Source organism: Paraburkholderia sp. EG304, assembly GCF_046543485.1.
GTDB lineage: Bacteria > Pseudomonadota > Gammaproteobacteria > Burkholderiales > Burkholderiaceae > Paraburkholderia > Paraburkholderia youngii.
Genome location: NZ_JBKGUA010000003.1, coordinates 299,682 through 324,569, shown reverse-complemented (window position 1 = coordinate 324,569; position 24,888 = coordinate 299,682). Strand labels below are relative to the sequence as shown.

Annotated in this window: 20 protein-coding genes; 14 read left to right on the top strand and 6 right to left on the bottom strand. The window is 63.6% G+C overall.

Translation table 11 applies throughout. The features are described 5' to 3' along the window. Positions 1 to 2: 2 nt before the first annotated feature. The 7 genes from ACLFKU_RS05850 (at position 3) to ACLFKU_RS05820 (ending at position 7,206) form a co-directional block, all read left to right on the top strand. On the top strand, positions 3 to 908 hold the full coding sequence (locus ACLFKU_RS05850; RefSeq protein WP_410848470.1) for an ABC transporter permease: 906 nt from the start codon (positions 3 to 5) through the stop codon (positions 906 to 908). 325 nt (positions 909 to 1,233) lie between these two features. Continuing rightward, positions 1,234 to 2,328: an ABC transporter substrate-binding protein gene (locus tag ACLFKU_RS05845; protein WP_410848469.1), complete on the top strand. Its 1,095-nt coding sequence runs from the start codon at positions 1,234 to 1,236 to the stop codon at positions 2,326 to 2,328. 12 nt (positions 2,329 to 2,340) lie between these two features. Further along, positions 2,341 to 3,219: an ABC transporter permease gene (locus ACLFKU_RS05840; protein ID WP_368581576.1), complete on the top strand. Its 879-nt coding sequence runs from the start codon at positions 2,341 to 2,343 to the stop codon at positions 3,217 to 3,219. Between the two features lie 23 nt (positions 3,220 to 3,242). Beyond that, a complete protein-coding gene (locus tag ACLFKU_RS05835; protein ID WP_410848468.1) occupies positions 3,243 to 4,142 on the top strand; it encodes an ABC transporter permease in 900 nt (299 codons plus the stop codon). A 27-nt stretch (positions 4,143 to 4,169) separates the two neighbouring features. Further along, positions 4,170 to 4,955 carry an ABC transporter ATP-binding protein gene (locus ACLFKU_RS05830; protein WP_410848467.1) on the top strand — a complete coding sequence of 262 codons (786 nt, stop codon included), beginning with the start codon at positions 4,170 to 4,172 and terminating at the stop codon, positions 4,953 to 4,955. 54 nt (positions 4,956 to 5,009) lie between these two features. After that, a complete protein-coding gene (locus ACLFKU_RS05825) occupies positions 5,010 to 6,392 on the top strand; it encodes an LLM class flavin-dependent oxidoreductase (RefSeq protein WP_410848466.1) in 1,383 nt (460 codons plus the stop codon). Between the two features lie 217 nt (positions 6,393 to 6,609). Then, positions 6,610 to 7,206 (top strand): nitroreductase family protein, encoded by a 597-nt coding sequence (locus ACLFKU_RS05820; protein ID WP_410848465.1) that lies wholly within the window; start codon positions 6,610 to 6,612, stop codon positions 7,204 to 7,206. A gap of 87 nt (positions 7,207 to 7,293) precedes the next feature. On the opposite strand, the gene ACLFKU_RS05815 is transcribed toward ACLFKU_RS05820, so the two are convergent. Next, complete coding sequence (locus tag ACLFKU_RS05815) at positions 7,294 to 8,241, bottom strand: TauD/TfdA dioxygenase family protein (RefSeq protein ID WP_368581572.1); 948 nt, start codon at positions 8,239 to 8,241, stop codon at positions 7,294 to 7,296. A 102-nt stretch (positions 8,242 to 8,343) separates the two neighbouring features. Next, positions 8,344 to 8,877: an OsmC family protein gene (locus ACLFKU_RS05810; RefSeq protein WP_410848464.1), complete on the bottom strand. Its 534-nt coding sequence runs from the start codon at positions 8,875 to 8,877 to the stop codon at positions 8,344 to 8,346. A gap of 407 nt (positions 8,878 to 9,284) precedes the next feature. On the opposite strand from ACLFKU_RS05810, the gene ACLFKU_RS05805 reads away from it, so the two are divergent. The 7 genes from ACLFKU_RS05805 to ACLFKU_RS05775 all read left to right on the top strand — a co-directional run bounded on the left by ACLFKU_RS05805 (position 9,285) and on the right by ACLFKU_RS05775 (position 19,230). Beyond that, positions 9,285 to 10,526, top strand: a complete 1,242-nt coding sequence (locus tag ACLFKU_RS05805; RefSeq protein WP_410848463.1) for an SfnB family sulfur acquisition oxidoreductase — start codon at positions 9,285 to 9,287, stop codon at positions 10,524 to 10,526. A gap of 465 nt (positions 10,527 to 10,991) precedes the next feature. After that, a complete protein-coding gene (locus tag ACLFKU_RS05800) occupies positions 10,992 to 12,200 on the top strand; it encodes an LLM class flavin-dependent oxidoreductase (RefSeq protein ID WP_410848507.1) in 1,209 nt (402 codons plus the stop codon). 34 nt (positions 12,201 to 12,234) lie between these two features. Then, entirely contained in the window at positions 12,235 to 13,296 is a 1,062-nt protein-coding gene (locus ACLFKU_RS05795) for an ABC transporter substrate-binding protein (RefSeq protein WP_410848462.1), read from the top strand. A gap of 46 nt (positions 13,297 to 13,342) precedes the next feature. After that, a complete protein-coding gene (locus ACLFKU_RS05790) occupies positions 13,343 to 14,962 on the top strand; it encodes an ABC transporter substrate-binding protein (protein WP_410848461.1) in 1,620 nt (539 codons plus the stop codon). 40 nt (positions 14,963 to 15,002) lie between these two features. Next, positions 15,003 to 16,052: an aldo/keto reductase gene (locus tag ACLFKU_RS05785; protein ID WP_410848460.1), complete on the top strand. Its 1,050-nt coding sequence runs from the start codon at positions 15,003 to 15,005 to the stop codon at positions 16,050 to 16,052. 2 nt (positions 16,053 to 16,054) lie between these two features. Continuing rightward, entirely contained in the window at positions 16,055 to 17,698 is a 1,644-nt protein-coding gene (locus ACLFKU_RS05780) for an ABC transporter substrate-binding protein (protein WP_410848459.1), read from the top strand. Positions 17,699 to 17,721: 23 nt separating this feature from the next. Beyond that, positions 17,722 to 19,230, top strand: a complete 1,509-nt coding sequence (locus ACLFKU_RS05775) for an amidase (RefSeq protein ID WP_410848458.1) — start codon at positions 17,722 to 17,724, stop codon at positions 19,228 to 19,230. A gap of 27 nt (positions 19,231 to 19,257) precedes the next feature. Here ACLFKU_RS05775 and ACLFKU_RS05770 read toward each other — a convergent pair whose 3' ends face one another. The 4 genes from ACLFKU_RS05770 to ACLFKU_RS05755 are packed head-to-tail and all read right to left on the bottom strand — an operon-like array spanning position 19,258 to position 24,648. Next, a complete protein-coding gene (locus ACLFKU_RS05770; protein ID WP_410848457.1) occupies positions 19,258 to 20,994 on the bottom strand; it encodes an ABC transporter ATP-binding protein in 1,737 nt (578 codons plus the stop codon). Between the two features lie 36 nt (positions 20,995 to 21,030). Continuing rightward, positions 21,031 to 22,011 (bottom strand): ABC transporter permease, encoded by a 981-nt coding sequence (locus ACLFKU_RS05765; RefSeq protein ID WP_410848456.1) that lies wholly within the window; start codon positions 22,009 to 22,011, stop codon positions 21,031 to 21,033. Between the two features lie 35 nt (positions 22,012 to 22,046). Beyond that, complete coding sequence (locus ACLFKU_RS05760; protein WP_410848455.1) at positions 22,047 to 23,027, bottom strand: ABC transporter permease; 981 nt, start codon at positions 23,025 to 23,027, stop codon at positions 22,047 to 22,049. Between the two features lie 13 nt (positions 23,028 to 23,040). Continuing rightward, a complete protein-coding gene (locus tag ACLFKU_RS05755; RefSeq protein WP_410848454.1) occupies positions 23,041 to 24,648 on the bottom strand; it encodes an ABC transporter substrate-binding protein in 1,608 nt (535 codons plus the stop codon). Between the last annotated feature and the right edge of the window lie 240 nt (positions 24,649 to 24,888).

Below are 24,888 nucleotides of genomic sequence, written 5' to 3'. Positions count from 1 at the left end.
AAATGCAGGCCATTCGCGTCAAACATCGGGAACGCCGTCCAGCCAGTTTCTACTGGCTTGCGCTGCTGTTCGGCCTGTTCGTGCTGTTCTTGTATGGGCCGGTGATTACGATATTCATTCTGTCCTTTCAGGGCCCCGAAGGCGGCCTGACGTTTCCGATGCGCGGTGTCTCGCTGCATTGGTTCGCCGCGTTGCGCGACGGCGTCGGCGATGTTGATATTTGGGGCGCGTTCGGACGATCCGTGCGGCTCGCGCTGGCGGTCACGGTGCTGACGGTGCTGTTTTCAGTGGCGGCGGGCCTCGCCTTTCGTCGAAAGTTTCGCGGCGACACGGCGGTGTTCTACGTGTCGGTCGCGAGTCTGATCATGCCGTCCATTATTGTGTCGCTTGGGATCGGTTTGACGTTCCGGCTGCTCGATAATGGGGTGAAGTACCTCGCGTCGGCATGGGGGTATCAATCGTTTTCCGATAGCTATACGACGTCGATGGGCCTGTTCACTTCCGCGCTCGGAGCGCATTTGACGTGGACGCTGCCGTTCGGTTTGTTGGTGATGTTCGCGGTGTTCAACCGCTTCAATCCGGCCTATGAAGAGGCGTCGCGCGATCTGGGCGCGACGCCGTGGCAGAGTTTCCTGCATGTCGTGCTGCCGATCATCGGGCCGTCGGTGGTCGGCGTCGCGATGTTCGGCTTCACGCTGTCATGGGACGAGATCGCTCGCACCTCGCAGGCGATCGGCGATCAGAACACGCTGCCGCTCGAGCTTCAGGGGCTCACGACGTCGGTGACGACGCCGGTCATTTATGCGCTCGGCACGATGACGACGGTGTTGTCGTTGACCGTGATGGGCGGGTGTCTGCTTGCGGTGAGGTTGTTGGCGCGTCGGCGCGCAGTGGCAGGGTTGAAATGACTCGTGGCGTGGCCGCGTGGCGAGCGCCAAGCGCCATTGCACGCTCACTGCCAAGAATCAGCAAAATGCTTCGTTGCTAGCGCCCCGCGTCCTCCCGTCTAGTGGATGCCATGCTATACGCGATGCCGACTTCGCTCAAAGTGACGCACCCGCGCTGCGACACGTATTTACCTGTCCCAACGGCTCCTTTGGGCAACGGTTCTCTCTCCGGTCCGAATAGCATGGCAGCGCATATACATAGCTGCATTGCTTTCTTGTCCCGACCAACAGCGTCGACAAGAATGAGCATTCCACGACCACGCCGCGCTACACGTCGCCCCGATCAATGGCTAACCAGAGCTCTCGGAACCTTCTGCAAATCCTCTCACTGCTGAAGTGCACATTGCTCGCCGCAGCTTTGGCACTCACGGCATCGGCCGCCCACGCGGACAAGCCAACCGTGATCCGCATCGGCGTCGCGCAGCAAGGTGCCGGCGACCCCCCAACCTTCGGCGGCTCGCCCGCCGCCACCGTGCAGCAGCTTCAACTGCTCGAAAAGGAGTTCGCCGCCGACGGCATCAAGGTCGAATGGCTCTTCTTCAAGGGCGCGGGCCCCGCTGTCAACGAGGCCATTGCCGACAAGTCGCTCGACTTCGCGTTTCAGGGCGATCTGCCGTCCGTGCTCGGCCGCGCGAACGGATTGAAGACGCGCATCCTGCTCGAATCAGGCGTGCGGGTCGGCGTCAAGATCGCCGTGCCGCCCGACTCGCCCGTGCAGACAATCAAGGATCTGAAGGGTCGGCGCGTGTCGATCTTTCGGGGCACCAATCTGCAGATCGTCGCGGACAACCTGCTCGCCGCAAACCAGCTCGACGAGCGCGATCTGCGCGTGATCAATCTCGATTCGGCCAGCGCGCTCGCGGCACTGTCCTCCAAGGGCATCGACGCGTCGGTCAGCGACTATCACCTCTACAAACTGCGCGAACAAGGTCTCGCCAGGATCGTCTTCGAATCGCAGACGGCCGGTCCACAGTTCACCCGGCAATCGCACCTGCTAGTGATCGACGATTTCGATCGCGCCCATCCCGATATCGTGCAACGGGTCGTCAACGTGTTTGTCAAAGGCGCGCAATGGTCGTCCGATGAAGCGAACCGCGACGCGCTGTTCAAACTATGGGCGAAGAGCGGTGTCAGCTACGCGTCGTGGCAGTCGGAGCTCGGGAACCAGCCGCTGAAGTCGCGCAACTCGCCGCTGATCGATCCTTTCATCGTCGCGCGCTACAAGGCCGTGGCGGGCGATGCGCTGAGGCTCAAGCTGATCCGGCAGCCCGTCGACGTCGACGGTTGGTTCGAGCCGCGCTATCTCGACAACGCGTTGCACAGCCAGTCGCTCGACCACTACTGGACGCGTTACGACGCGCAAGGCAAACCCCTCGGCTGACCGGAGTCGACAATGAGCAAGGTGCTTGGCGAATGGTCCCACGCCGCGGCGCACGCAACCGCGCGCCCCGCGGCCAAAGCGAACGACAGCAACCCGAAGGCACGCGCAAACCTGCAGCGACGCGCACGCGCCGTAGGCTGGCATCTCGCACCGTGGCTACTGCCCGCCGCGCTGTTCGCGCTGTGGACCGTTGGCTGCGAACGCGGCTGGATCGCGCCGCAAATTCTGCCGCCGCCGCAGACGGTCTTCGACACGTTGTACGAACTCGCGCGCAGCGGCGACCTCGCGCACCACACGGTCGTGAGCCTGCAGCGCGTGCTGCTGGGCTTCGGCGCGGGCACGCTGGCCGGTTTCCTGATCGGTGCGGCGCTCGGTATGTCGCGAACGCTCGAATCGTATGCGTTGCCGGGCTTCAATGCGCTCGTGCAGATTCCCGTGCTCGGCTGGCTGCCATTACTGCTGCTGCTCGTGGGCGTCGGTGAGCCGCTCAAGTACATCCTGATCGCGCACGCCGCGCTCGTGCCCGTCACGCTGAGTGCCATGCAGGGCTTTCGCCAGACGCCCGCCGCGCTCGATGAAGTCGCGCGCGGATTCGGCTATGGCCGCTGGCAGCGCATCGCATACGTGGTGCTACCCGCCGCCGTACCGACGCTCGCCACCGGCGTGCGGCTCGCGTTCACGAAAGCATGGCTAGCGCTGGTCGTCGTCGAACTGGTAGCGTCGTCAGAAGGGCTCGGCTATCTGATCGTCAATGGACGACAGCTCTTTCAACTCGATCTGGTCATGGCGTCCGTCGTGATCGTCGGCGCGATCGGCTTTGCGATCAACCGTCTGCTCGATGCGCTCGAAGCGCGGCTGCGGCGCGGCCAACCTTCGGCGTTTCGCGAGTAAGCGCTGTAGTTCGGGGACTTGTCATGTCACTCACTTCTGCTTCCGACGCGCTGCGCCGCTTCCTTGAGCCGCGGCGAAGTGCTCCACCGCCATGCGGTTGCGAAGCGCCGGCGAGGCAAACTCGCGTGTCAGCGCTTCGGAAGCGCCTGGGCACATTCAACTGGCGCGGACTGGTGCTGCCGCTCGCGGTGTTCGCATCCTGGTGGCTCGTGTCGGCGTTGCATATCGTCAAGAGCGGCCTGCTCGTGAGCCCCGCCGATGTCGCACACACCGCGTGGCAGCAAGTCGAAAGCGGTGCATTGCTGCGCGCGCTGTCGGCTTCGCTGGCGCGCGAGGCGAGCGGATTCGTCATCGGCACGGCGGGCGGCCTGCTGCTCGGCTCGGCGCTCGGGCTCTCGCGCCTTGCGACGCGGCTGATCGGGCCGACGTTCGATACGTTCAAGCAGATCTCGCTGTTCGCGTGGATCCCCCTGATCTCCGTCTGGTTCGGCCTCGGCGACATGGCGAAGGTCGTGTTCCTGTCGCTCGCGGCATTGCTGCCGGTCGCCGCCCATACCTGCGACGCCATCCATGCGGTGCCGCGCCGCTATATCGAGGTCGCGCGCGCGTTGCGCTACTCGCGCATCCAGCTGATCCGCTACGTGATTCTGCCCGCCGCGTTACCGTCGATTTTCACCGGTCTCTATCTGGGGCTCATCTATTCGTGGCTCGCGACGCTCGGCGCCGAGTATCTGCTCGTTGCAGGCAGCGGCATCGGCAATATGCTGATCGACGGCAGCGAGCAGTTCCGGATGGACCTCGTGCTATTCGGCATCATCGTCGTGGGACTGACGGGTTGGGCGCTCAACGCACTGGCGCGCGGCGTCGAGCGACGAGTGATCGCGCGCCGCAGCGGTGCGCCGCGCGAACGCGCCGTAGCTTGAAGCGGCTCAACAACAGGAAGCGAACTCATGACCACCACGATTTCCGAAGGCATCCCCATCCGCGGCGTCAGCAAGCGCTATGCGCGCCAACCCGATGCGGACGACGACCTGCTCGTGCTCGATGACATCTCACTCGACATCGCGGCCGGCGAATTCATTAGCGTGCTCGGCGCCAGCGGCTGCGGCAAGTCGACGCTGCTGCGGCTAGTCGCCGGACTCGACACCGACTATCGCGGCGAGATCAGCGTGGACGGCGAGCGGGTGCACGATACGTCTCTCGAACGCGGCATCGTGTTTCAGGATCACCGGCTGTTTCCGTGGCTCACAGCCTCGCAGAATATTCTCGCCGCGCTGCGCAACGCGCCGCTTTCGCCGCAGCAGAAGCGCGACGCGGTGTCTGAGCACGTCGCACTCGTCGGCCTGCAAGGCTTCGAGCATGCGTATCCGCATCAGCTTTCCGGCGGCATGGCGCAGCGCGTGGCGATTGCGCGCGGGCTCGTAAATCGCCCGCGCGTGCTGTTGCTGGACGAACCGTTCGGGGCGCTCGACGCCCTCACGCGCACACGTTTGCAAAACGAGTTGCAGCGGATCTGGAACAGCGAGCGCATCACGATGATCCTCGTCACGCATGACGTCGACGAAGCGATCCATCTTGGCGATCGCGTGGTGACGATGGCGCCGCGCCCCGGCCGTATCAATCGTATTACGCAGGTTGGCTTGCCGCGGCCGCGTGACCGCAGCGACCCGCGTTTCGTGCAGTTGCGCGAACGGATCCTCGCGGATTTCTCGGAGCGCGCCGAAAACGCACGCTGACATCTGCGCCGATCAACACGATCTTTCCTCAACGTCGGTCACAAGGAGCGAGCAGTGAGCGCAGCATCACAACATAAACGACAGATGAGCCTCGGTGCATTCCTGATGGAGACGGGCCATCATATCGCCGCGTGGCGTCACCCCGACACGCATGCGGCGGGGGGCCTCGACTTCGCCCACTACGCGCAGCTCGCGCGCATCGCCGAGCAGGCCAAATTCGACGCGATCTTTTTCGCGGACAGCGTCAGCGTGCGCGATACGCATCTGCCCTCGCTGTCGCGCACCGCGCGCGCCGATCACTTCGAGCCGTTGACGCTGCTGGCCGCGCTGTCGGTCGTGACGGAGCGCATCGGGCTGATCGCGACCGTGTCGACCAGCTTTAACGAGCCGTACAACGTCGCGCGCAAATTCGCGTCGCTCGATCATCTGAGCGGTGGCCGATCGGGCTGGAACCTCGTCACGTCCAGCACGGAAACGGAAGCGCACAATTTCAGCCGTGACAAACACCTCGATCACGCGGTGCGCTACGAGCGCGCGAAAGAGTTCTACGACGTGGTCGCGGGTTTGTGGGACAGTTGGGAAGACGACGCGTTCGTGCGCGACAAGGCGAGCGGCATCTATTTCGATGCCGACAAACTGCATGTGCTTGACCATCGCGGCAAGCATTTCAGCGTGCGCGGACCGCTGAACGTCGCGCGTTCGCCGCAGGGTTGGCCAGTCGTCGTGCAGGCGGGCGCGTCGGAAGCCGGGCGCGAGCTGGCTGCGCAAACGGCCGAGGTGATTTTCGTCGCGCATCAGACGCTCGACGAAGCGCAGCAGTTCTACCGCGACGTCAAAGGACGGCTCGCGCGTTACGGACGCGCGCCCGAACACCTGAAGATCATGCCGGGCATCTTCCCGGTGATCGGCAAGACGCAGCAGGAAGCGCGCGACAAGTTCGACGCGTTGCAGGAGCTCATCGATCCGGCGGTCGGTCTCGCGTTGCTATCGAACATGTCCGGCGGCATCGACCTGTCGCAATATCCCGTCGACGGACCTGTGCCGGAGCTACCCGAAACCAATGGCGGCAAGAGCCGGCAAAGGCTGCTGCTCGACCTCGCACGGCGCGACAACCTGACGATCCGCGATCTGTATCTACGCATCGCGGGCGCGCGCGGACACCAGCAGGTGATCGGCACGCCGCAGAGCATCGCCGACCAGTTGCAGCAATGGTTCGAAGAGGAAGGTGCTGACGGCTTCAACATCATGTCGCCGTGGCTGCCGGGCGGACTCAGCGAATTCGCCGATACGGTCGTGCCGGAATTGCAGCGCCGTGGACTTTTTCGCACCGAGTACACGGGCAGCACGCTGCGCGAGCATCTGGGGCTGGCGCGTCCGGTCAATCGCTATACGCAGACAGCGCGGGAACGCAGGGAACTCGCGGTGGCCGCTTCCTGACCAGGGCACGCCGGCGAGCCGCCGAATGCGCATTGAGACGCGCATCGTCCGGCAGGATGCCGTTGCGGCTCAAGATGCATGCGCTGAGCGAACACGCTTCGCTCGGTTGTTCATGTGCACTGCACGCGCGGACAGCGGCGTGGCGCCAGTCGCCGTCCTGACTCCGGCGGGCGTACACGCGTAAGCATCGCCCCTCTCTCCCCTCAATGGCACAAACATGACCACCTCGAACTCCCGTACCGCCGAGTATCCGATCGACAGGCAATTTCTCGAACGCTGGTCGCCGCGCGCGTTCACGAACGACACCATTCCAGAATCGACGTTGCTAACCTTTCTCGAAGCGGCCCGCTGGGCGCCCTCCTCGTATAACTCGCAGCCGTGGCGGTTCGTCTATGCGCGCCGCGACACGGAGCACTGGACGCGCTTTCTGGGCTTCCTGAACGAGTTCAACCGCGGCTGGGCACAACATGCCGCCGCGATCCTGATCGTGCTGTCGAAGCGCACGTTCGCGCCACCGGGGGCCGCAACGGAAGTTCCGCTCGCGTCGCATTCGTTCGATGCAGGCGCCGCGTGGGGTTATTTCGCGCTGCAGGCAAGCCTCTCGGGGTGGAAGGCACACGGCCTTGCCGGCATTGAACGCGAGCATATCCGCGCGGAACTCGCGATCCCCGAGGACTATGCGATCGAGGCGGCCGTCGCCATCGGCCGCGCTGGCGACAAGGCTTCGTTGCCTGAAGCCCTGCAAAAGCGCGAGACGCCGAGCCCGCGCAATCCGCTACCGACATTCGTCGCGGAAGGCCGTTTCGCGCTCTGAGCGCGCCGCTTGCGGGGCGCGTCGCCGTCACCGGGTTTCGCGGCGCGCGCTTCAACGAACTCGACCGCCCCACGAGCGACCTGCGGCTCAGTTCAGCGCAATGGCTGCGGCCGCTCCCATCGGCGAACCTTCGAGCGACACCGACGGCCTTCCGTCTGGCCCGACCGGCACGTCACCAACGAGCGTCGTGCGATACAACTGACGGTCGAAGTCGAGATCGAAGATGTCGGTCGGCGCGAGATGTGCAGTCGTGCGGTTGTCCCAGAACGCCACGCTGCCGGCTTCCCATTTGAAGCGCACGGTGAATTCCGGTCGCGTGACGTGCTCCCACAGCAGTTCGAGCAGCACCTGGCTTTCGCGCGGCGTGACGCCGGCGATCTGCTTAAGAAAGCCGGGGCTCACATATAGCGCGCGCTCGCCGGTCTCGGGATGCACGCGCACAATCGGATGCTCGCTGACGAGGGTATGCTGCTCGACCGCCGACGCAAACGCGTCAGTGCCTTTCACGCCTTGCGGCGGCGCAAAGCGATGCACGCCGCGCAGACCGTCGACGAACTTGCGCAGCGGTTCGGACAGCTTTTCATAGGCTATGACGAGGTTCGTCCATTGCGTGTCGCCACCGTACGGCGGAATCGTGACACCGCGCAAAATCGACGCAAACGGAGGATTGACGGCGGCCGTCACGTCGGTGTGCCAGCCTGTCCATGGCCGCAGCAGTGGTTGCCCTTCGAAGCGCGTCGCCTTGCGAAACTTCGAAATCGAGTAGACCTGTGGGTGCCCTTCGACGTGGCCGAATACCGGGTGCCCGACCGTCAGTTCGCCGAATTGCGCGGAAAACGCAACGTGCTGCTCATGGCTTAGAAACTGCTCGCGAAAGAACAGGACGCGCCACTTCAGCAATGCGGCGCGGATCGCCCGAACCTGTTTCTGATCAAGCGGTCGGGTCAGATCGACTCCGCTGACTTCGGCGCCGATATGCGCCGACAGCGGGCTGATCTGGAATTCGGCTTCCTCCGTAATGCGGGCTGCGCTCATCATTTCTCTCCTTGGTCGCGGCGCTTGTCGCGCGACGTGCGTCGGGGTATTGGTGACGTGGCGCCGTGCAACGCGCAGAACGCCACGCGCATGGAACGCTAGCTACGCCGCGCTGACGTGCCGCAATTCACCGACGATCGACTGCGGGTTTTTCAGCAGGTTGTAGATCGGGCAAACCGCCTCCACCGCTTCATGCAGCGCGCGAATCGCTTCGGGTGGCTCCGGCGACACGATATCGAGCGTATAGCGCAGGTTGTGCGGAAAGATCGGCACATGCTCGAAACCCGGTTGCTGTGCGAGCGGATGCTGTTCACCGGTCACTTCCACATCGATTGAATCGATCCGCAACTGCCGCTCGGCAGCCTGAATCAGCGTGATATGCGTGAGGCAACTTCCCAGCACACCGAGCTGTAATTCAGGCGATGCTGGTCCGAGGTTGTAGCCGGCGAAATCAGCGGGGCTGTCGCTGATGACCTGAAAGTCACGAATGCGGATTTCGCGTACGCCACTGCGTCCCAAGGCACGCACATTGGCTTTCAGCTGGTTAGCCTTGATATCCGGGTCGTTGCGCGCCGCTTCGCGTTTCGCGAGCCACGCAATGCGTTTGTGCTGAAGGTACTCGTTTAGCGTCGTCATGAATGAATGGTCCGATCGATCGTTGAAACTGCGAGTAGGATTCGCCGAAAAGCATAGCCAGCTACCGTGGATACACCAACGAAGCGATTCTGCTTTGCTTACATCCATGTATCGGTTTCGCTGTCTCCCGATCAAGGCGCATATAAGAATAGAAATTATTGTTTGTTGTCCAATGGATTCATTTACCGGTACATTTTTTTGCTCAGCGCTGCCTTAGAGAGGTTCTGCTCTAAAGCGAACGTTGTATGTCAAAGCATCGTTATGTCTGTAAAAACCGATTTTCTTTCGCCACAGGCACTGAGCCGTCGTCGTGACCTCGGAAGAAGCCGACACCGCATCACTCGTTTAAAGGCGATCCCGCGTTAAGCCTTAGCCCCGTTCCCGAATGCACTGCCCAGGAGTCGTCGATGACCGCCCACGCTTCAGACGTCGTGTCCCAGGAGAGCGCCCGAGCTACCGCACGCGCCTATTCACCGGCGCACGTTCTCAAATCCGACGATGAAGCGCTGCACACCGCGCGAGCGCTCGCCCAGCGCTTCGTGCTCGACGCGGCGCGTCGCGATAGCGAACGCGTCCTGCCTTTCGCCGAGCTCGATGCCTGCTCCGGTGCGGGACTGTGGGCCATGACGGTGCCGCGCGAATACGGTGGAGCACAAGTTTCCTACGCGACGGTTGCGCGCGTATTCGCGATCCTCGCGGAAGCCGACCCGTCGATCGCGCAGATCCAGCAGAACCATAACAGCGCGGTGTTCTGGATCTGGAAAACCGGCAACGCGCGACAGCGGTCGTTCTTTCTCGGCGAGATTCTGGGCGGTGCTCGCTTTGGCAATGCGAATGTCGACGTCGGCGGACGGCAACCAGGCGGCTCCGCGATGACCATCACACCGGATCAAGACGGCTTCCGGCTGTCCGGCACCAAACTCTATTCGACCGGCGCGCTTTTCGCCGACTATGTGTCGACCATCGGTCAGGACCAGGAAGGGCGCCGCACGGTGGCCGTGGTGCCGGCCGGTCACCCAGGCATGAAGATCATCGACGACTGGCAAAGCTTCGGGCAGAAAACCACGGCAAGCGGAACTGTGATTTTCGACGATGTTTGGGTGCCCGCGCTCAACGTGCTACCGATTCACCAAAGCTACGCGCACTGGCCGCAAAACGCGGTCACACAGATCAGCCATGTCGGCATCGACGCGGGCATTGCGCGCGCCGCGATCGACGCGACGATCGCCTTTATTCGCGAACGCGACGCGGCTTCGTCGTCGAGCGCCATCTCGCCCCTCGGCGCCGATCCCTATGTGATCCATCAGCTCGGCGAATTGACGACGCGTCTGCACGCGGCCGAAGCGATGATGGAACGCGCCGGTCGCGAGATCGATCGCTGTCTCGCCGATATTGGGCCAGACTCGATTGCGGCCGCGTCCATCGCCGTAGCGCAAGCCAAGGCATTGACTACCGAAATCGCAATCGAAGCGAGCAGCAAGCTGTTCGAATTGGCCGGAACCCGCTCGACGCATCCGTCGCTCAATCTCGACCGGCACTGGCGCAACGCGCGAGTTCACACCGTGCATGATCCGGTGCGCTGGAAATACGCCGCTGTTGGCAACTTCTATCTTAACGGCGTGCGTCCTTCACCCACCGGTCAGACCTGAAACCCACGTGCGCGCTCGCGACGCGAGCATTCGGCAACTCCGGCAACGTGGGCTGCATCGTCCAGCAGGCGCCAGGCGGACATAACGACTAGATCGCCGCACAACCGTCGGGGCGGAACCGCGAGGGTATTCTGGTCCTCCGCGAGGATATCGACGGTTCCAAAGAAGCAGCTGCCTGGGCAAAGGCGCATTCCGACGAAGTTGCCGCGGCGCTTTCCACATCCTCTGGAACGAGCAGCGCTGACTGACGTCCACAGAGCAGTGCAATGCCTCAAATGAAAAGAAGAATTCATTGTTTTGCGTTGCAAACCTTGCGTGATCTACTGTGTTATCGGGATCCCTCATGCCTTGCTTTCAGGTGTGATTCGCGCGCCAGGCGCCAACCACTATGCAAGATAGCCGAGCGCTTGAAAGAACAAGCGCCTTTTACGTCAAACGGCACGGACAATAACTGTGACCCAATCCATTTTCGCCGCTCAACCGCAAGCGCCGGCGCAGTCATTGGACAGCAAGCGCGACGCTACGCCCTTCGTACCGGTGCGCTCGCCTGTCGAATTCAACGATAGTCCGGTTGCCCGGGCGCTCGAGCAGCCGTTGCTGCTCGGCCTATTCCTGCCGATTCAGGCAGGTGGCTGGAGCGCCTCGACGTTGCCTCGCACCACCGACTGGAACTTCGACTACAACCTGGCGCTCGTGCAAAAAGCTGAGAGCCTCGGCTTCGATCTGGTGTTCGCGCTGTCCCAGTGGCTGCCGAAGGGCGGCTATGGTGGCGTGTTCAACGGTCAGGCCCTCGACTCGTTCATGTCGCTCGCGGCGATGACCGCGCGCACCGAACGCATCATTCTTGTTGCTACCAGCCATGTGCTTTATGGCCCGTGGCATCCGTTGCACTTCGCGAAGTTCTCCGCGACGCTCGATCACATTTCGAAGGGGCGTTGGGGCATCAATGTCGTGACCGGCCATCGCGCGGTCGAGCACGAAATGTTCGGCTGGCAGCGCATCGAACATGACCGACGCTATGAACTGGCGGGCGAGTTTCTCGACGCGGTGCAACAGCTCTGGTCACAACCGGAGAACTTCAGCTTCGTTCCCGAGCTGTCGAGCTGGAAGCTCGACAAGGCGTTCGTCACGCCAAAGCCGCAATACGGGCGCCCGCTGCTCGTGAATGCGACGGGATCGGATGCAGGGATCGACTTCGCCGCGCGTTACTCGGACGTCGTGTTCATCACCAGCCCCGCTGGCTCTGAAATCGAAGCGGCGCTGACGGCGTTGCCGGCCCACACGGCGCGCGTGAAGGCGACGGCCGCGAAGTACGGACGCAAAGTCCGCACTCTGATCAATCCGATGGTGATTTGCCGCGACACCGAAGCCGAAGCACTCGCTTATCGCGACGCGATCGTCGCGCATGGCGACGAAGGGAGCTTCCATCGCTTCGATAGTGACGCCCACGCATGGCGAGGCAACGCCGAGCAGCGAAACCAGGCGGCCGCGAGAGCAGTCGGCGGCAACATCTCGATCGTCGGCTCGCCGCAGCAGATTGCCGAATACATCGTGCGCCTGCATCGCGCGGGTATCGACGGCGTGCAGTTGAGCTTCTTCGACTTCCAGCCGGACCTCGACTTCTTTGGCGCGCGCGTGCTCCCGCTGCTACGTGAAGCGGGCCTGCGCCTCTGACTGCCCCGCCATCTCCGAATGCAAAGGTGATTGAATGAGCCGACTCTGGTACACCCGCTGCCCTGCCCCGACTCCGTTCGGCATAACCATACAGAAAGGCTGGCTCGAACAGGAATTCGCCGCCGACGGCATCGACGTCAAAGCGCTCCAGGACGCCGACGACGTGACCGTGCGGCGCTCGCACTTCACGCACACGCAGCCATGGTCGTTTCGGCAGGGTGGCAATATTCCCGCGCTATGGGCGCGCTCACAAGGCAGCGATACGCGACTGATCGGCGTGAGCTGGGTGGATGAATTCCAGGCGCTGATCACGCTCGACCGGCAACTCGATGCCAGCGCGCAAGCGCTTGCAGGACGCCGCTTCGGCTTTCCGCTCAATACACGCGCAAGCGTGGTCGACTTCCATCGCGCGACTGCCTTGCGTGGCTTCACGTCATTGCTCGGCGCGCTTGGCGTGCAACTCGAAGACGTCGATCTGGTCGACCTCCCGCATACGCCGCGCGGCCTCGAAGACGCCAAGCCCGCTGCCGATGCCCCGCTCGCCGACTGGCTGGACGCGCAGCGCTCTCACGAATTCGCCCGCGAAGCCGAAGCACTGCTGCGCGGCGAGGCCGACGTGGTGTTCGTCAAAGGCGCGACCGGGCTCGATATCGCAAACCTGCTGAACGCGAAGATCCTGATCGATATCAGCGCCCAGCCGAATCGGCTGCTGCACGCGAACAATGGTACGCCGCGGCCGTTGACCGTCGACGCGCAACTGCTGCGCGAGCGCCCCGATCTGGTCGAGCGGGTGCTGGCCCGCACGCTGGACGCGGGTGACTGGGCGCAACGCCATGCCGGCGACATTGCGCGCTACGTGGCGCGCGAAACGCGCAGCGCGGAGCACTGGGTCGAGCGAGCCTATCCGGGCGGGCTACATCGGCAATTGAGCATCGGACTCGATCCGCAAGCGTTGGCGGCGCTCGCCGACTTCAAGCATTTCCTGTTCAAGTGGGGATTCATTCCAACGGACTTCGATTTCGACGCGTGGGTCGATCCCGCGCCTCTGCGTGGCGCACTCGCGCGCCGTGACACGACAGCTCACGCCACGGTCTGAGCCGGTTCCCGCTTTCTTCCCTTCTCTCTTCTCGCACAACCATACGATGGCATACGTCACATCGCAGGCGGCGCCGCGCCGGCGCGGCGCGCGCCTTGTCAATGGCGCGCTCGGATTCGCGGCCGCGCTCGTCGTCGCTCTCTCTGTTTCTCACGCTCACGCCCAAACGCGCGGCGGCACACTCAATTTCGTCGTCACGCCGGAGCCCACCGCTCTCGTCGATCTCGCGACGACCGCGACCAATGTGCTGAAGGTCAGTCCAAAAGTCGTCGAAGGTCTGCTCGAATACGACTTCAGGTTGCAGCCGAAAGCTTCGCTCGCGACGTCGTGGGAAGTCAGCGACGACAGCCGCAAATACGTTTTTCATTTGCGTCACGACGTGAAATGGCATGACGGTCAGCCCTTCACGTCCGCCGATGTCGCGTATTCGATCCAGACGCTCAGGCAAGTCCACCCGCGCGCCAAAACCACCTTCGCGAATGTCACCGCTGTGACGACGCCGGACCCTTATACAGTCGTCGTCACGCTGTCGAAGTCCGCGCCGTATCTGATCAAGGCGTTCTCGTCGTCGGAAACGCCGATCGTGCCTAAACACATTTACGAAGGCACCGACCCGCTGACCAACCCAGCCAATAACGCGCCGATCGGCACGGGCCCCTTCCGCTTCGTCAAGTGGGTGCGCGGCAGCTACGTCGAATATGCACGCAACGACGACTACTGGGACAAGGGCAAGCCCCTGCTCGACAAGATCGTCGTCAAGGTCATCACCGATCCTGCCGCGCGCACTGTCGCGTTCGAAGACGGCTCCGTCGACCTGAGCGGCGACACGCCCGTGCCGCTCTCAGATATCGAGCGGCTGAAAAGCAATCCGAAGCTCGCGCTCGACCAGCGCGGCTATGAGTTCCAGGCTGGTGTGACGCGCATCGAGTTCAATCTCGACAACCCTGTACTGAAGAAACTCGAAGTGCGTCAGGCGATTGCGTCGGCGCTCGATCGCGACGTGATCCGCAAGGTAATCTTCTACGGCTATGCGACGCCGCTCGCCAGTCCGATCATTCCGACGAGCCCCTACTACGACCCGGCACCTACGCCGTATCCGTTCAACGTGGAGCGCGCCAACGCGCTGCTCGACGAAGCCGGCTATCCGCGCAAGGCGGACGGTACGCGTTTCGCGCTGACCGTCGACCCGCTGCCGATCGGCGATCTGCCCACGCGCACCGCCGCTTATGTGAAATCCGCGCTGGCGCGGGTCGGCATTGCGGTCACCGTGCGCAGCCAGGATTTGCCCGCGTATCTGAAACGTATCTATACCGATCGCGACTTCGACTTTTCGATCAACGGCATGAGCAACCTGTTCGATCCGGTGGTCGGCGTAGCGCGGCTCTATACGAGCAACAACTTCCGGCGCGGCGTGCCGTTCACGAACGGATCGCACTATAGCAACCCGCAGATCGACCTGCTGTTCACGCAGGTCGCCGAAGAAACCGATGAAGGCAGACGCAAGCAGCTCTTCTCGCAGATTCAGCGCATTCTCGAACACGATCTTCCGGACATCAACCTGGTGTCGCCGCAATACCTGACCGTGTACTCGCGCGCGGTCCATAACCATACGACGGGCCCGGACGGCGTGTCGGCGAGTTTCGCCGACGTCTGGCTGCAACGCTAAAACGCTTTCGCCTCAAACTCTCTCACGGAATTCGACTCTCATGGAATACAGACAACTCGGTCGCAGCGGTATCAAGGTCTCGGCACTGACTCTGGGCACGATGATGTTCGGCGGCCCCACGGACGAGGCCACCGCTGCACGTATCATCGAACAGGCGCTGGAACAGGGTGTCAATTCGATCGACACCGCCGACGTCTACGTCAAAGGCGAGTCGGAACGCGTGGTCGGCCGCGCGATTTCCGCACAGCGCGAGCGCTGGGTGCTGGCGACCAAATTCGCCAATCCGCTCGATGAGCGCGACGTCAATGCGCGAGGTGCGTCGCGCAAACATATCGCGCGCGCCGTCGATGCGAGCCTGCAACGGCTCGGCACCGACTACATCGACCTGCTGTACATCCATCGCGAAGATCATCAGACGCCGGTCGAAGAAACCGTGCGCGCGCTCAACGAGCTGATCCGCGCTGGCAAGCTGCGCTACTACGGGCTGTCCAATCATCGCGCGTGGAAGATCGCCGAGTTCAGCCATACCGCCCAGGCGCTCGGACTCGACGCGCCTATCGCAAGCCAGCCGCTCTACAACATCGCGAACCGCCAGGCCGAAGCCGAGCAATTGACGGCGGCGCATCGTTACGGGCTCGGCGTCATTTCGTATAGCCCGCTCGCGCGCGGCGTGCTGACGGGCAAATACGAACCGGGCGCGACGCCCGGCGCCGACACCCGCGCGGGGCGTAGCGACCGGCGCTTGCAGCAGACCGAGTGGCGTCCCGAATCGCTCGAACTGGCGCGGCGCGTGTGTGAGCATGCGCAGGCCCGCGGTCTTTCTGCCGGTCAATTCGCGCTCGCGTGGGTGCTCAATAGCCGCTACATCAGTTCGACGATCGCCGGGCCTCGCACCGAGGCGCAGTGGCAGGACTATCTGCCCGCGCTCGCCTACCGCCTGAACGCTGAAGACGAAGCCTTCGTCGATTCGCTCGTGACGAGCGGACATCCGTCCACGCCGGGTTTCAACGATCCGGGGCATCCATTTTTTGGTCGCCTCGTGCGTCATGGCGAGGTTGAAGCCGTCCAGACGCCGCTTCAACAGGGTTAGCCATGCGCTTAGATCGCCGGCATTTCATCCAGGGCTCACTGGCGCTTCTGTCCGCCGGCGCGCTGGACGCCTCGGTGCGCCTCGCACATGCGGCCAGCGCCGCTGCTTCGTCGAGCGCGCTTGCCGGAGCCAACGCCGCGCCCGTACAGGGCGGCACGCTGACCTACGCGGTGCAACAGGAACCGCCGTCGTTGGTGTCGCTGCTCGACACCAACACGGTGATCCGCAACATCAGCGCCAAAATCACCGAGGGACTCTTGCGCTATGACGCGCAGTTCAGGCCGCAGCCGTTGCTTGCCATCGCGTGGAGCACGAGTGCCGACGGTCTGCACTACACGTTCAGGCTGCGGCCCGGCGTGAAGTGGCACGACGGCGAGAACTTCACATCGGCCGACGTGCGTTACTCGATCCTCACGCAAAAACGTCTCGGTCCGCGCGGGCGCATCACGCTCGCGAACGTCGAACGCGTCGACACGCCCGATCCGTTGACGGCCGTGATCGTACTCGGCAAACCAACGCCGTATCTGATCAAGGCTTTGTCGTCGGCGGAATTGCCGATCGTGCCGCAGCATCGCTATGGCGACGGCGATCCGCTCACGAGCCCCAATCTGAGCGCGCCGATCGGCACCGGTCCATTCGTGTTCGATGAGTGGGTGCGCGGCAGTCACATCAGCCTGCGCAGAAATGCGAACTACTGGCGCGCGGGGGCGCCGCATCTCGACCGTGTGGTCTATCGGATCGTGCCCGACCAGGCATCCATCTCGGCCGCGCTCGAAACGGGCGAAGTCGACGCCGCGGCCAATGTAGGTCTGGCCGATCTCGGGCGGCTCGCGAAAGTGCCGTATCTGAAAATCGACGACAGCTACGACGCGTACCTGAACAACGCGGCCTTCCTCGAATTCAACCTGGAAAATCCGGTGCTTGCGCAGCTTCCGGTTCGCAAGGCAATCGCGCATGCAATCGATCGGAACTTCATCAAGGACAACGTGTTCTACCGGCGCGCGAGCGTGGTCGACTCGCCGGTGCCAGCCGTCTTGGCAGCCTACTACGACGACAGCACGTTCCACTATCCGTTCGACATCGACGCCGCGAACCGTCAGCTCGACGCTGCGGGTTACCCAAAGCAGGCGGACGGTCAACGCTTCGCGCTGAAGATCAACTACATCAGCGGCGCGGATTTTCGGCGCGCGGCGGAGTATCTGCGCGCCGCGTTGGCGCGCATCGGCATCAAGGCGACGATTCTCGACGGCGACCTGCCAACCTATTTGCGCCGCGCGTACACGGCACGCGAATTCGATTTGAACCTGAATGGTCTCGGCCGGTTGTATGACCCGACCGTCGGCGTGCAGCGCATCTACTGGTCGGACGGCGTCCGGCATCCGCTGATCTGGATCAACGCGTCGCACTATCAGAACCCGCAAGTGGACGAGTTGTTTCGCGCGGCCGCGACCGAAACCGACGAGACAAGGCGCGCGGCCGCGTTCAGGGAAGTCCAGCAGATCGTCGGCCGCGACCTGCCGGTGTTGCCGCTCGTTACGGTGCCCTCGGCATTGCAGGTGTATCACGCGCGCGTGCACAACCTGAACAACAGTATTGACCTGACCGCCGGCGATTTCTCCGACACCTGGATCGAACCGAAATCCTGACAAACCGACGAGGGCCTCGAACAATGAGCACACCAGAACTGGACGACCCGAAATCCGCGCTACTGAATGCGCTGACCTTTGCGAGCGCGAAGCAACAAGCCGACGCGCTGGCCGAGGGCCGCGTTTCTGCGGTCGACCTGCTGGAACACAGCCTCGCTCGCATCGCGCGCTTCGATGACGTATTGAACGCCGTGGTCGCGCGTGACTTCGACGCAGCGCGCAACGCCGCCCGCGAAGCCGACGCGGCGCTTACGCGTGGTGAGCGACGGCCGCTGCTCGGCGTGCCGATCACAGTGAAGGAATCGTTCGATGTTGCCGGGCTAGTTACTAGTGTCGGCAACCCGTCCTATGCGGATAATCGCGCCGAACGCGATTCGCTCGCCGTCGCCGCGTTGCGTGAAGCGGGCGCGGTGATCATTGGCAAGACCAACGTGCCGCTCGGTCTCGCGGATCTGCAAAGCTATAACGAAGTCTACGGGCTGACGCGCAATCCGTGGGATCTGGAAAGGACGCCCGGGGGATCGTCGGGCGGCTCGGCGGCGGCGCTCGCGGCCGGCTATGTCGCCCTCGAACTGGGCTCGGATATCGGCGGCTCGATTCGCATTCCCGCGCACTTCACCGGCGTTTTTGGCCATAAGCCGAGCTACGGCCTCGTGTCGCTCGCCGGCAGCGGTGTGCCGAGAGGACGTGCGTCCGCACGCGATCTCAGCGTGGCGGGCCCGCTTGCACGCAGCGCGGCTGATCTCGAACTCGCACTGGATCTGCTGCTCAACCGCGATCCGCTGACGTCCAAGGCATGGCGCGCCACGTTGCCACCTGCGCGCCACGCACGGCTCGCCGAGTTCCGGGTGCTCGACACATGGCCAGGCACGCAACGCAGCCTGTCCGAGCGCCTCGTGATCGAGCGCGTGGTCGAGCGGTTGCGCACGCAGGGCGTGTATGTAAGCCGCCCCGCCGATCTGCCGCAGGGGCTCCTACCCGATCTGGTGCGTGCGCATGCGCTGTACCGGACGCTGCTCGGCTCGTCGCTCGCCGAACCGCCTGTGCCGAGCGAAGCGGCTCGACAACGCCTCGCGGCGCTCGCCCCCGCTAACGAGAGCGCCGACGCCGCATGGCTGAGGGCGCCATACCTCGCGCACCGCGACTGGCTCAAAGCCGACGAGCAACGCCATGCATTGCGTCACCAGTGGGAGCGGCTTTTCAAAGCATTCGACGTGATCGTCGCGCCGGTCGCTCCGGTCGCCGCGTTCCGTCACAACCATCAGGAGCCGAAAGACGAGCGCACCTATCCGGTCGCCTTCGACGACGGCGTGCGGGACGTGCGCTTCCTCGATTTCTTTCATTGGGCGGGTCTGCCCGTGCTGCCGGGGTTGCCGGCCACCAGCTTTCCGCTCGGTCTCGATGACGACGGCTTGCCCGTCAGTGCGCAAGCCGTTGGCCCGTGGCTCGAAGACCGTACGCCGATCGCGTTCGCGCATTTGCTCGAACAAGCGTATGGCGGTTTTGTCGTGCCGCCCGGATATGGGGCGTAGGCCGTCGCCATCGCGCGACGGGTGAGGTCAAGCCGCCCGCGCGTCGTCGAAGGTCTTGCCCGGAATCGCGTCGAGCAACGTACGGGTGTAGGGATGCTGCGGCGCACGCCAGATATCGCGGTGGTCTCCGCTTTCGACGATCCGACCTGCCTGCATCACATGCACCCGGTCGGCGATGTAGCGCACCACGGACAGGTCATGCGAGATGAACAGATACGCGAGCCCGAGGTCGCGCTTCAGATCGACCAGCAGATTGAGAATCTGCGCCTGAATCGACACGTCGAGTGCGGAAACCGGTTCATCGCAGATCAGCAGATCCGGTTCGAGGACCAGTGCCCGCGCAATGCCGATGCGCTGCCGCTGCCCGCCGGAGAATTCGTGCGGATAGCGGCCGAGCGCCGAACTGGGCAAGCCGACGCGGTCCAGCATCGCAGCGATGCGTGTGCGGCGCTGCTGGGCGTTACCGATCCGATTCACCACGAGCACGGTGTCGAGAATCTCGGCCACGGTGCGGCGCGGATTGATCGACGAATACGGGTCCTGAAACACCATTTGCACATGGCGCCTCAACGGCCGCAATTCGCGTTCACCGAGCGGCGCGAGATCGGTGCCTCGCAAGCGGATCGCGCCCGCGGCAGCCGGCACGAGCCGCAGGATCGCTTTGGACAGCGTCGATTTCCCGCAGCCGGATTCGCCCACCAGGCCGACCGTCTCGCCGCGCGCGATCGTCAGCGACACGCCATCGACCGCGTGCAGTGCGGGTTGGCCGCGCCGCTGCGGATAGTCGACGCGCAGATCCTGCAATTCGAGCAACGGCGTGGCGCTCACTGCGTTGCCTTCCAATGACGCATTGCTGTGCGCGTCCGCTTTGACATCCGCCACATGGAGCCCGGGGCGCGGCGAGCGCGGCAGCACCGTAAAGGAAGGCCCGCCGTCTTCGGCGATGCCATGACGGATTTCCGGAAGCTTCCAGCCGCGATAGTGCAGATCGTCCGCGAGATTGAGCGACGCGCCCAGCAGACCCCGCGTGTAAGGATGCTGCGGCTGCGTGAAGAGCCGGGCGACCGGCGCTTCTTCGACTTTTTCGCCCGCCAGCATCACGGCCACGCGATCCGCATGCTTCGCGACGACGCCGAGGTCGTGGGTGATCAGCAACAAGGACATCGACAGCTCCCGCCGCAAACCGTCGAGCAGCTCGAGAATGTGCGCCTGAATCGTGACGTCGAGCGCTGTGGTCGGCTCATCCGCGATCAGCAGACGCGGGCGGCATGCCACCGCCATCGCGATCATCACCCGCTGCCGCTGCCCGCCGGACAACTCGTGGGGATAATCGAACACCCGGCGTTGCGGCTCGGGGATCTGCACGAGTTCGAGCAATTCGACGGCGCGCTTTAACGCGGCCGCCTTCGACAGATCTTCATGCTGACGCAAGGTCTCGACGATCTGCGCGCCAATCGACAGCACCGGATTGAGCGACGTCATCGGCTCCTGGAAAATCATCGAAATCTGCTGGCCGCGGACCTGGCGGATTTCGCGCGGCGACAGGTCGAGCAGCTCGTGGCCATCGAAGCGCAAGCTCCCCGTCACGCGTCCCGGCGCGGGCACGAGGCGCATCAGCGACAGCGCCGTTGCCGATTTGCCGCAACCGGATTCGCCGACGAGCGCCAGCGTCTCCCCTTGCGCGATGTCGAAACTCAGGCCGCGCACCGCTTCGTGCGTGCCGAAACTGACGCGCAGATCGCGTACTTCAAGCAGGTTTGCCACAGAGCGTCCTCGATTACATTGTGAGCCGCGGGCTCTTCAAGCTCGTTCCCGCAGGCGCGGATTGAGCGCGTCGTTCAGACCGTCGCCGAGCAGGTTCAGCGCGAGCACCGCCAGAACAATCGCGGCACCTGGCACGGCCGTCAGATACCAGGCGGTACGCAACGAGTCACGGCCCGCGCCGATCATGCCGCCCCAGCTGACCACGTTCGGGTCTCCCATGCCGAGAAACGACAGCGACGACTCGATCAGGATCGCACTCGCCACCATCACGGAGGCGGTCACGATCACCGGTGGCAACGCGTTCGGCAGAATCTCGCCAAAAATGATGCGTGCGTTGCTGAAGCCCTGGCTGCGCGCGGCAAGCACGAAGTCGGAACGGCGCAGGCTGCGAAATTCGGCCCGCACGATCCGCGCAACGGTGGGCCATGACGCAATGCCGATTGCCAGCGCGATGATCGTCACGCTGGGATGCCCAATCGCGACGATCACGATGACCAGCAGAAAAGACGGCACGGTTTGAAAGAGTTCGGTAATGCGCACCAGCACATCGTCGATCACCCCGCCGAAGAAGCCGCCCGTCGCACCAACCAGCGTACCGATCACGAGCCCGATGCTGGCCGCGCTCGCGCCGATCAGCAGCGACACGCGCGCGCCGTGCGCAATGCCGGCGGCCACGTCGCGTCCGAGCGAATCCGTGCCGAGCCAGTATTGCGGATCGGTGCCCGGCCATACGAACGGCGCCGCCACCATGTCGAGCGGATCGCCCGGAAACAGATGTCCCGCGCCCAGCGCAAGCGCGATGAACGCCGCGAGCAGCGCGAAACCCCCGAGCGCCGAGCGATTGCGCAGCAGCGCGCGCCACACGCCGAACCCCGCCGCACCGTGCGGAGCGTGGTTCGTGGCAGTCGCCGCGCCGTCGCGCCGGAAACCGAATAGCGCGCCGCCAAGCTGACGCCGCCATGTGGAAGCACGGGGTTCGGGCGGCGTGGAAACCAGATTGGAAGAGTCGGAAGCCATGTATGCCTTGGGGGAGAAATCGCCGGTGCGTGCGATCACGCGACGCGCGGATCGAGCCAGGCCTGCAAAAGATCGACCAGCACATTCGCCAGGATCACGAGCATCGACGACAGCAGCAGCACGCCGAGCAGCACGCTGAAATCACGCGCCATCACCGCATCGAGCGCGAGGCGGCCCAGTCCTGGCCAACTGAACACCGTTTCGGTCACCGCGGCGCCACCCAGCAAGGTGCCAAAGTGAATGCCGACCATCGTTGTGAGCGGCATCAGCGCGTTGCGCAGGACATGCCGCACCGTCACACGCCACGGATGCAAGCCCTTGGCCTGCGCTGTACGCACGAAGTCCTGGCGCTGCACTTCGAGCATCGCCGCGCGCGTAAGCCGTGCGTAGATCGCGATGAAGAACGTCGCCAGCGTCGCGGCAGGCAGCAGCACGTGCTTCAGTGCATCGATCACGTAGGCGGCGCCGTGAAGCTGCGCGCCGAGCGTAATATTGCCGCCGCTCGGCAACCAGCCCAGATGCACCGAGAACAGCACGATCGCGAGCAGACCGATCCAGAAGCCGGGTGTCGAGTAGAACAGCATAGCCACGACGGACAGCACGCGATCGGGCCATCTGCCAGCCCAATGCGCCATCACCACGCCGAGCACTACGCCCACGACGATCGCGACCGATAGCGCGACGCCCATCAGGAGCAGCGTATTAGGCAGGCGCGAGAGGATCAGTTGCATCACCGGCATGTCGTAGCGCGGCGAATAGCCCAGACTGAAGTGCGACAGATGAGCGAGGTACGACCACAACTGGTGCAGCACCGGTTGATCGAGGCCGAACTTCGCGCGCAATACCTGCATCGTTTCCACCGTCGCCGAGCCGGCTTCGCCGGCCAGCACATCCGCGGCGTCGCCCGGCATCAGCTTCAGCAGGAAAAAGTTCAGGATCATGATACCGATCACCGTCGGAAGCGCCTGCCACGCGGTACGCCGCGCGATCGCGGCAAAACGCAAACCCCTGCTCATCGTGTCGCTCCTGTCATGCGCTCAGATAGACGTCGGCCAGATTGCCTTCGAGGCCTTGCGCGGACACGGTGTGGTTGTGAACGCGCCGGTTCGCGAGCGTGACCATGCGAGGTGCGACGAGGTTGAGAATCGGCAGCTCGCGATAGACGATCTGCTGGAATTGTTGATAAAGCGCGACGCGTTTGTTTTCGTCGGTTTCGATCGCGGCGCTCTCGAGCAGGTGGTCGACCTCGGCATTGCTGTAGTGCGGCGCGTTCGAGAACGGCACGCCCGGCCGAATGTTCTGCGACCAGTAGAGCCGCTGCACGCCGACGCTCGGATCGAATAGCGTATTCACGCCGATGCTGGTGAAATCGAACTGGCGGTCGGCATACACGCGCTTCAGAAAAGCGGGCAGGTCCTGAGAGCGCACTGTCACGTCGATGCCAACGCGAGAGAGTGCCGATTTCACGTAATCGGCCTGGCGGCGGTACATGTCGCCGTACGGCAGGAAATCATGCGTGAGACCGAAGCGCACCCCGCCCGCCTTGCGCGGATAGCCGGCCGCGTCGAGCAGCTTTTCGGCGGCGGCAGTATCGAACGGGTACGGTGCGAGTTTGCCGTCGTGATAGGGCGAGCCCGGCGTGATCGGTGTCGGCGACAAGTCGGCGTAGCCATACGCGACCGTGCGCAGCACCACTTGCGGATTGATCGCATGCGCGATCGCCTGGCGCACCCGCAGGTCGCCGAGGATCGGATGTTGCAGATTGAAGTCGATCTCGGACAGCGGTTCGAGGAACCGATAGCCGCGCGTTTCGACAACCAGCTGCGGCAATTGAGTGAGGCGCGGCAAATCGGTGAGCGGTACTGGATTTTCGCCGCCCAGATCGAGCGCGCCTGTCTCGAACGCGGCGGATCGCGCGGCGGCGTCGGGAATCACCTTCAGTACGAGACTGTCGATGTACGGTTTGCCGGCATCCCAGTAGTCCGGATTGCGTTCATAGACGATGCTGGCACCGCGCGTCCACGACTTGAAGCGAAACGGCCCGGTGCCGATTGGCGCGTTATTGTGCGGGTTGGACAGCGGATCGCCCGACGCATACAGATGCTTTGGAACGATTGGGGATTCACCGGCCGACAGTGCCTTCAACAGATAGGGCGCCGGCTTCGACAATTCGATCACCGCGGTCCGGGCGTCCGGCGTCGATACGCGCGTGACATTGGCGAAAGTGCTGCGTCCGCGCGGATGCACCGTCTTCAACAATTCGATCGAGAACGCTACGTCCGTCGACGTGAATGGCTGCCCGTCATGCCATTTGACGTTCTCGCGTAGTGTGAAGCTGTACTTCAAGCCGTCAGGACTGACTGCCCACGCGGTTGCCAATTGCGGCCGTGGACGCAGATCGAAGTCGTATGCGAGCAAGCCTTCGAGCACCTTGGAGCTCGCGACCAAAGCGGGCCCGGTGGTCTGAAAGATCGACACCAGCACTGGCGGTTCCGGATTGATCAGCATATTCAGCGTGCCGCCCCGCTTCGGCACCGATGCTGCGCTGCCTTGTGCGAACACGCGTGCCGGCATGCCGGCGGCCGCGAGAGCAGCGCCTGAGGAAATCAGAAAGTCGCGTCGATTCAGCCGTGCCATGTAATTCATATCCTGGTGCTTCGGCCGGGTCACGTTGGCCGCGTCAAAGTACCGAGCGGCTTGCCGCTCGTGCAGCGCTTACGATAAAGCCGCAGTCGCAGTAAAAGAACCAATCGTTCGGCATATGCAAAGCACGCCACCGAAGAAAGACGGATTCCTCATCGAGCAGTCCGATCGCATCTTGCGCGACGGAGCCTAATCCAGTTGCGGCGCTATGCAATCGACAATCCATTACTAGCG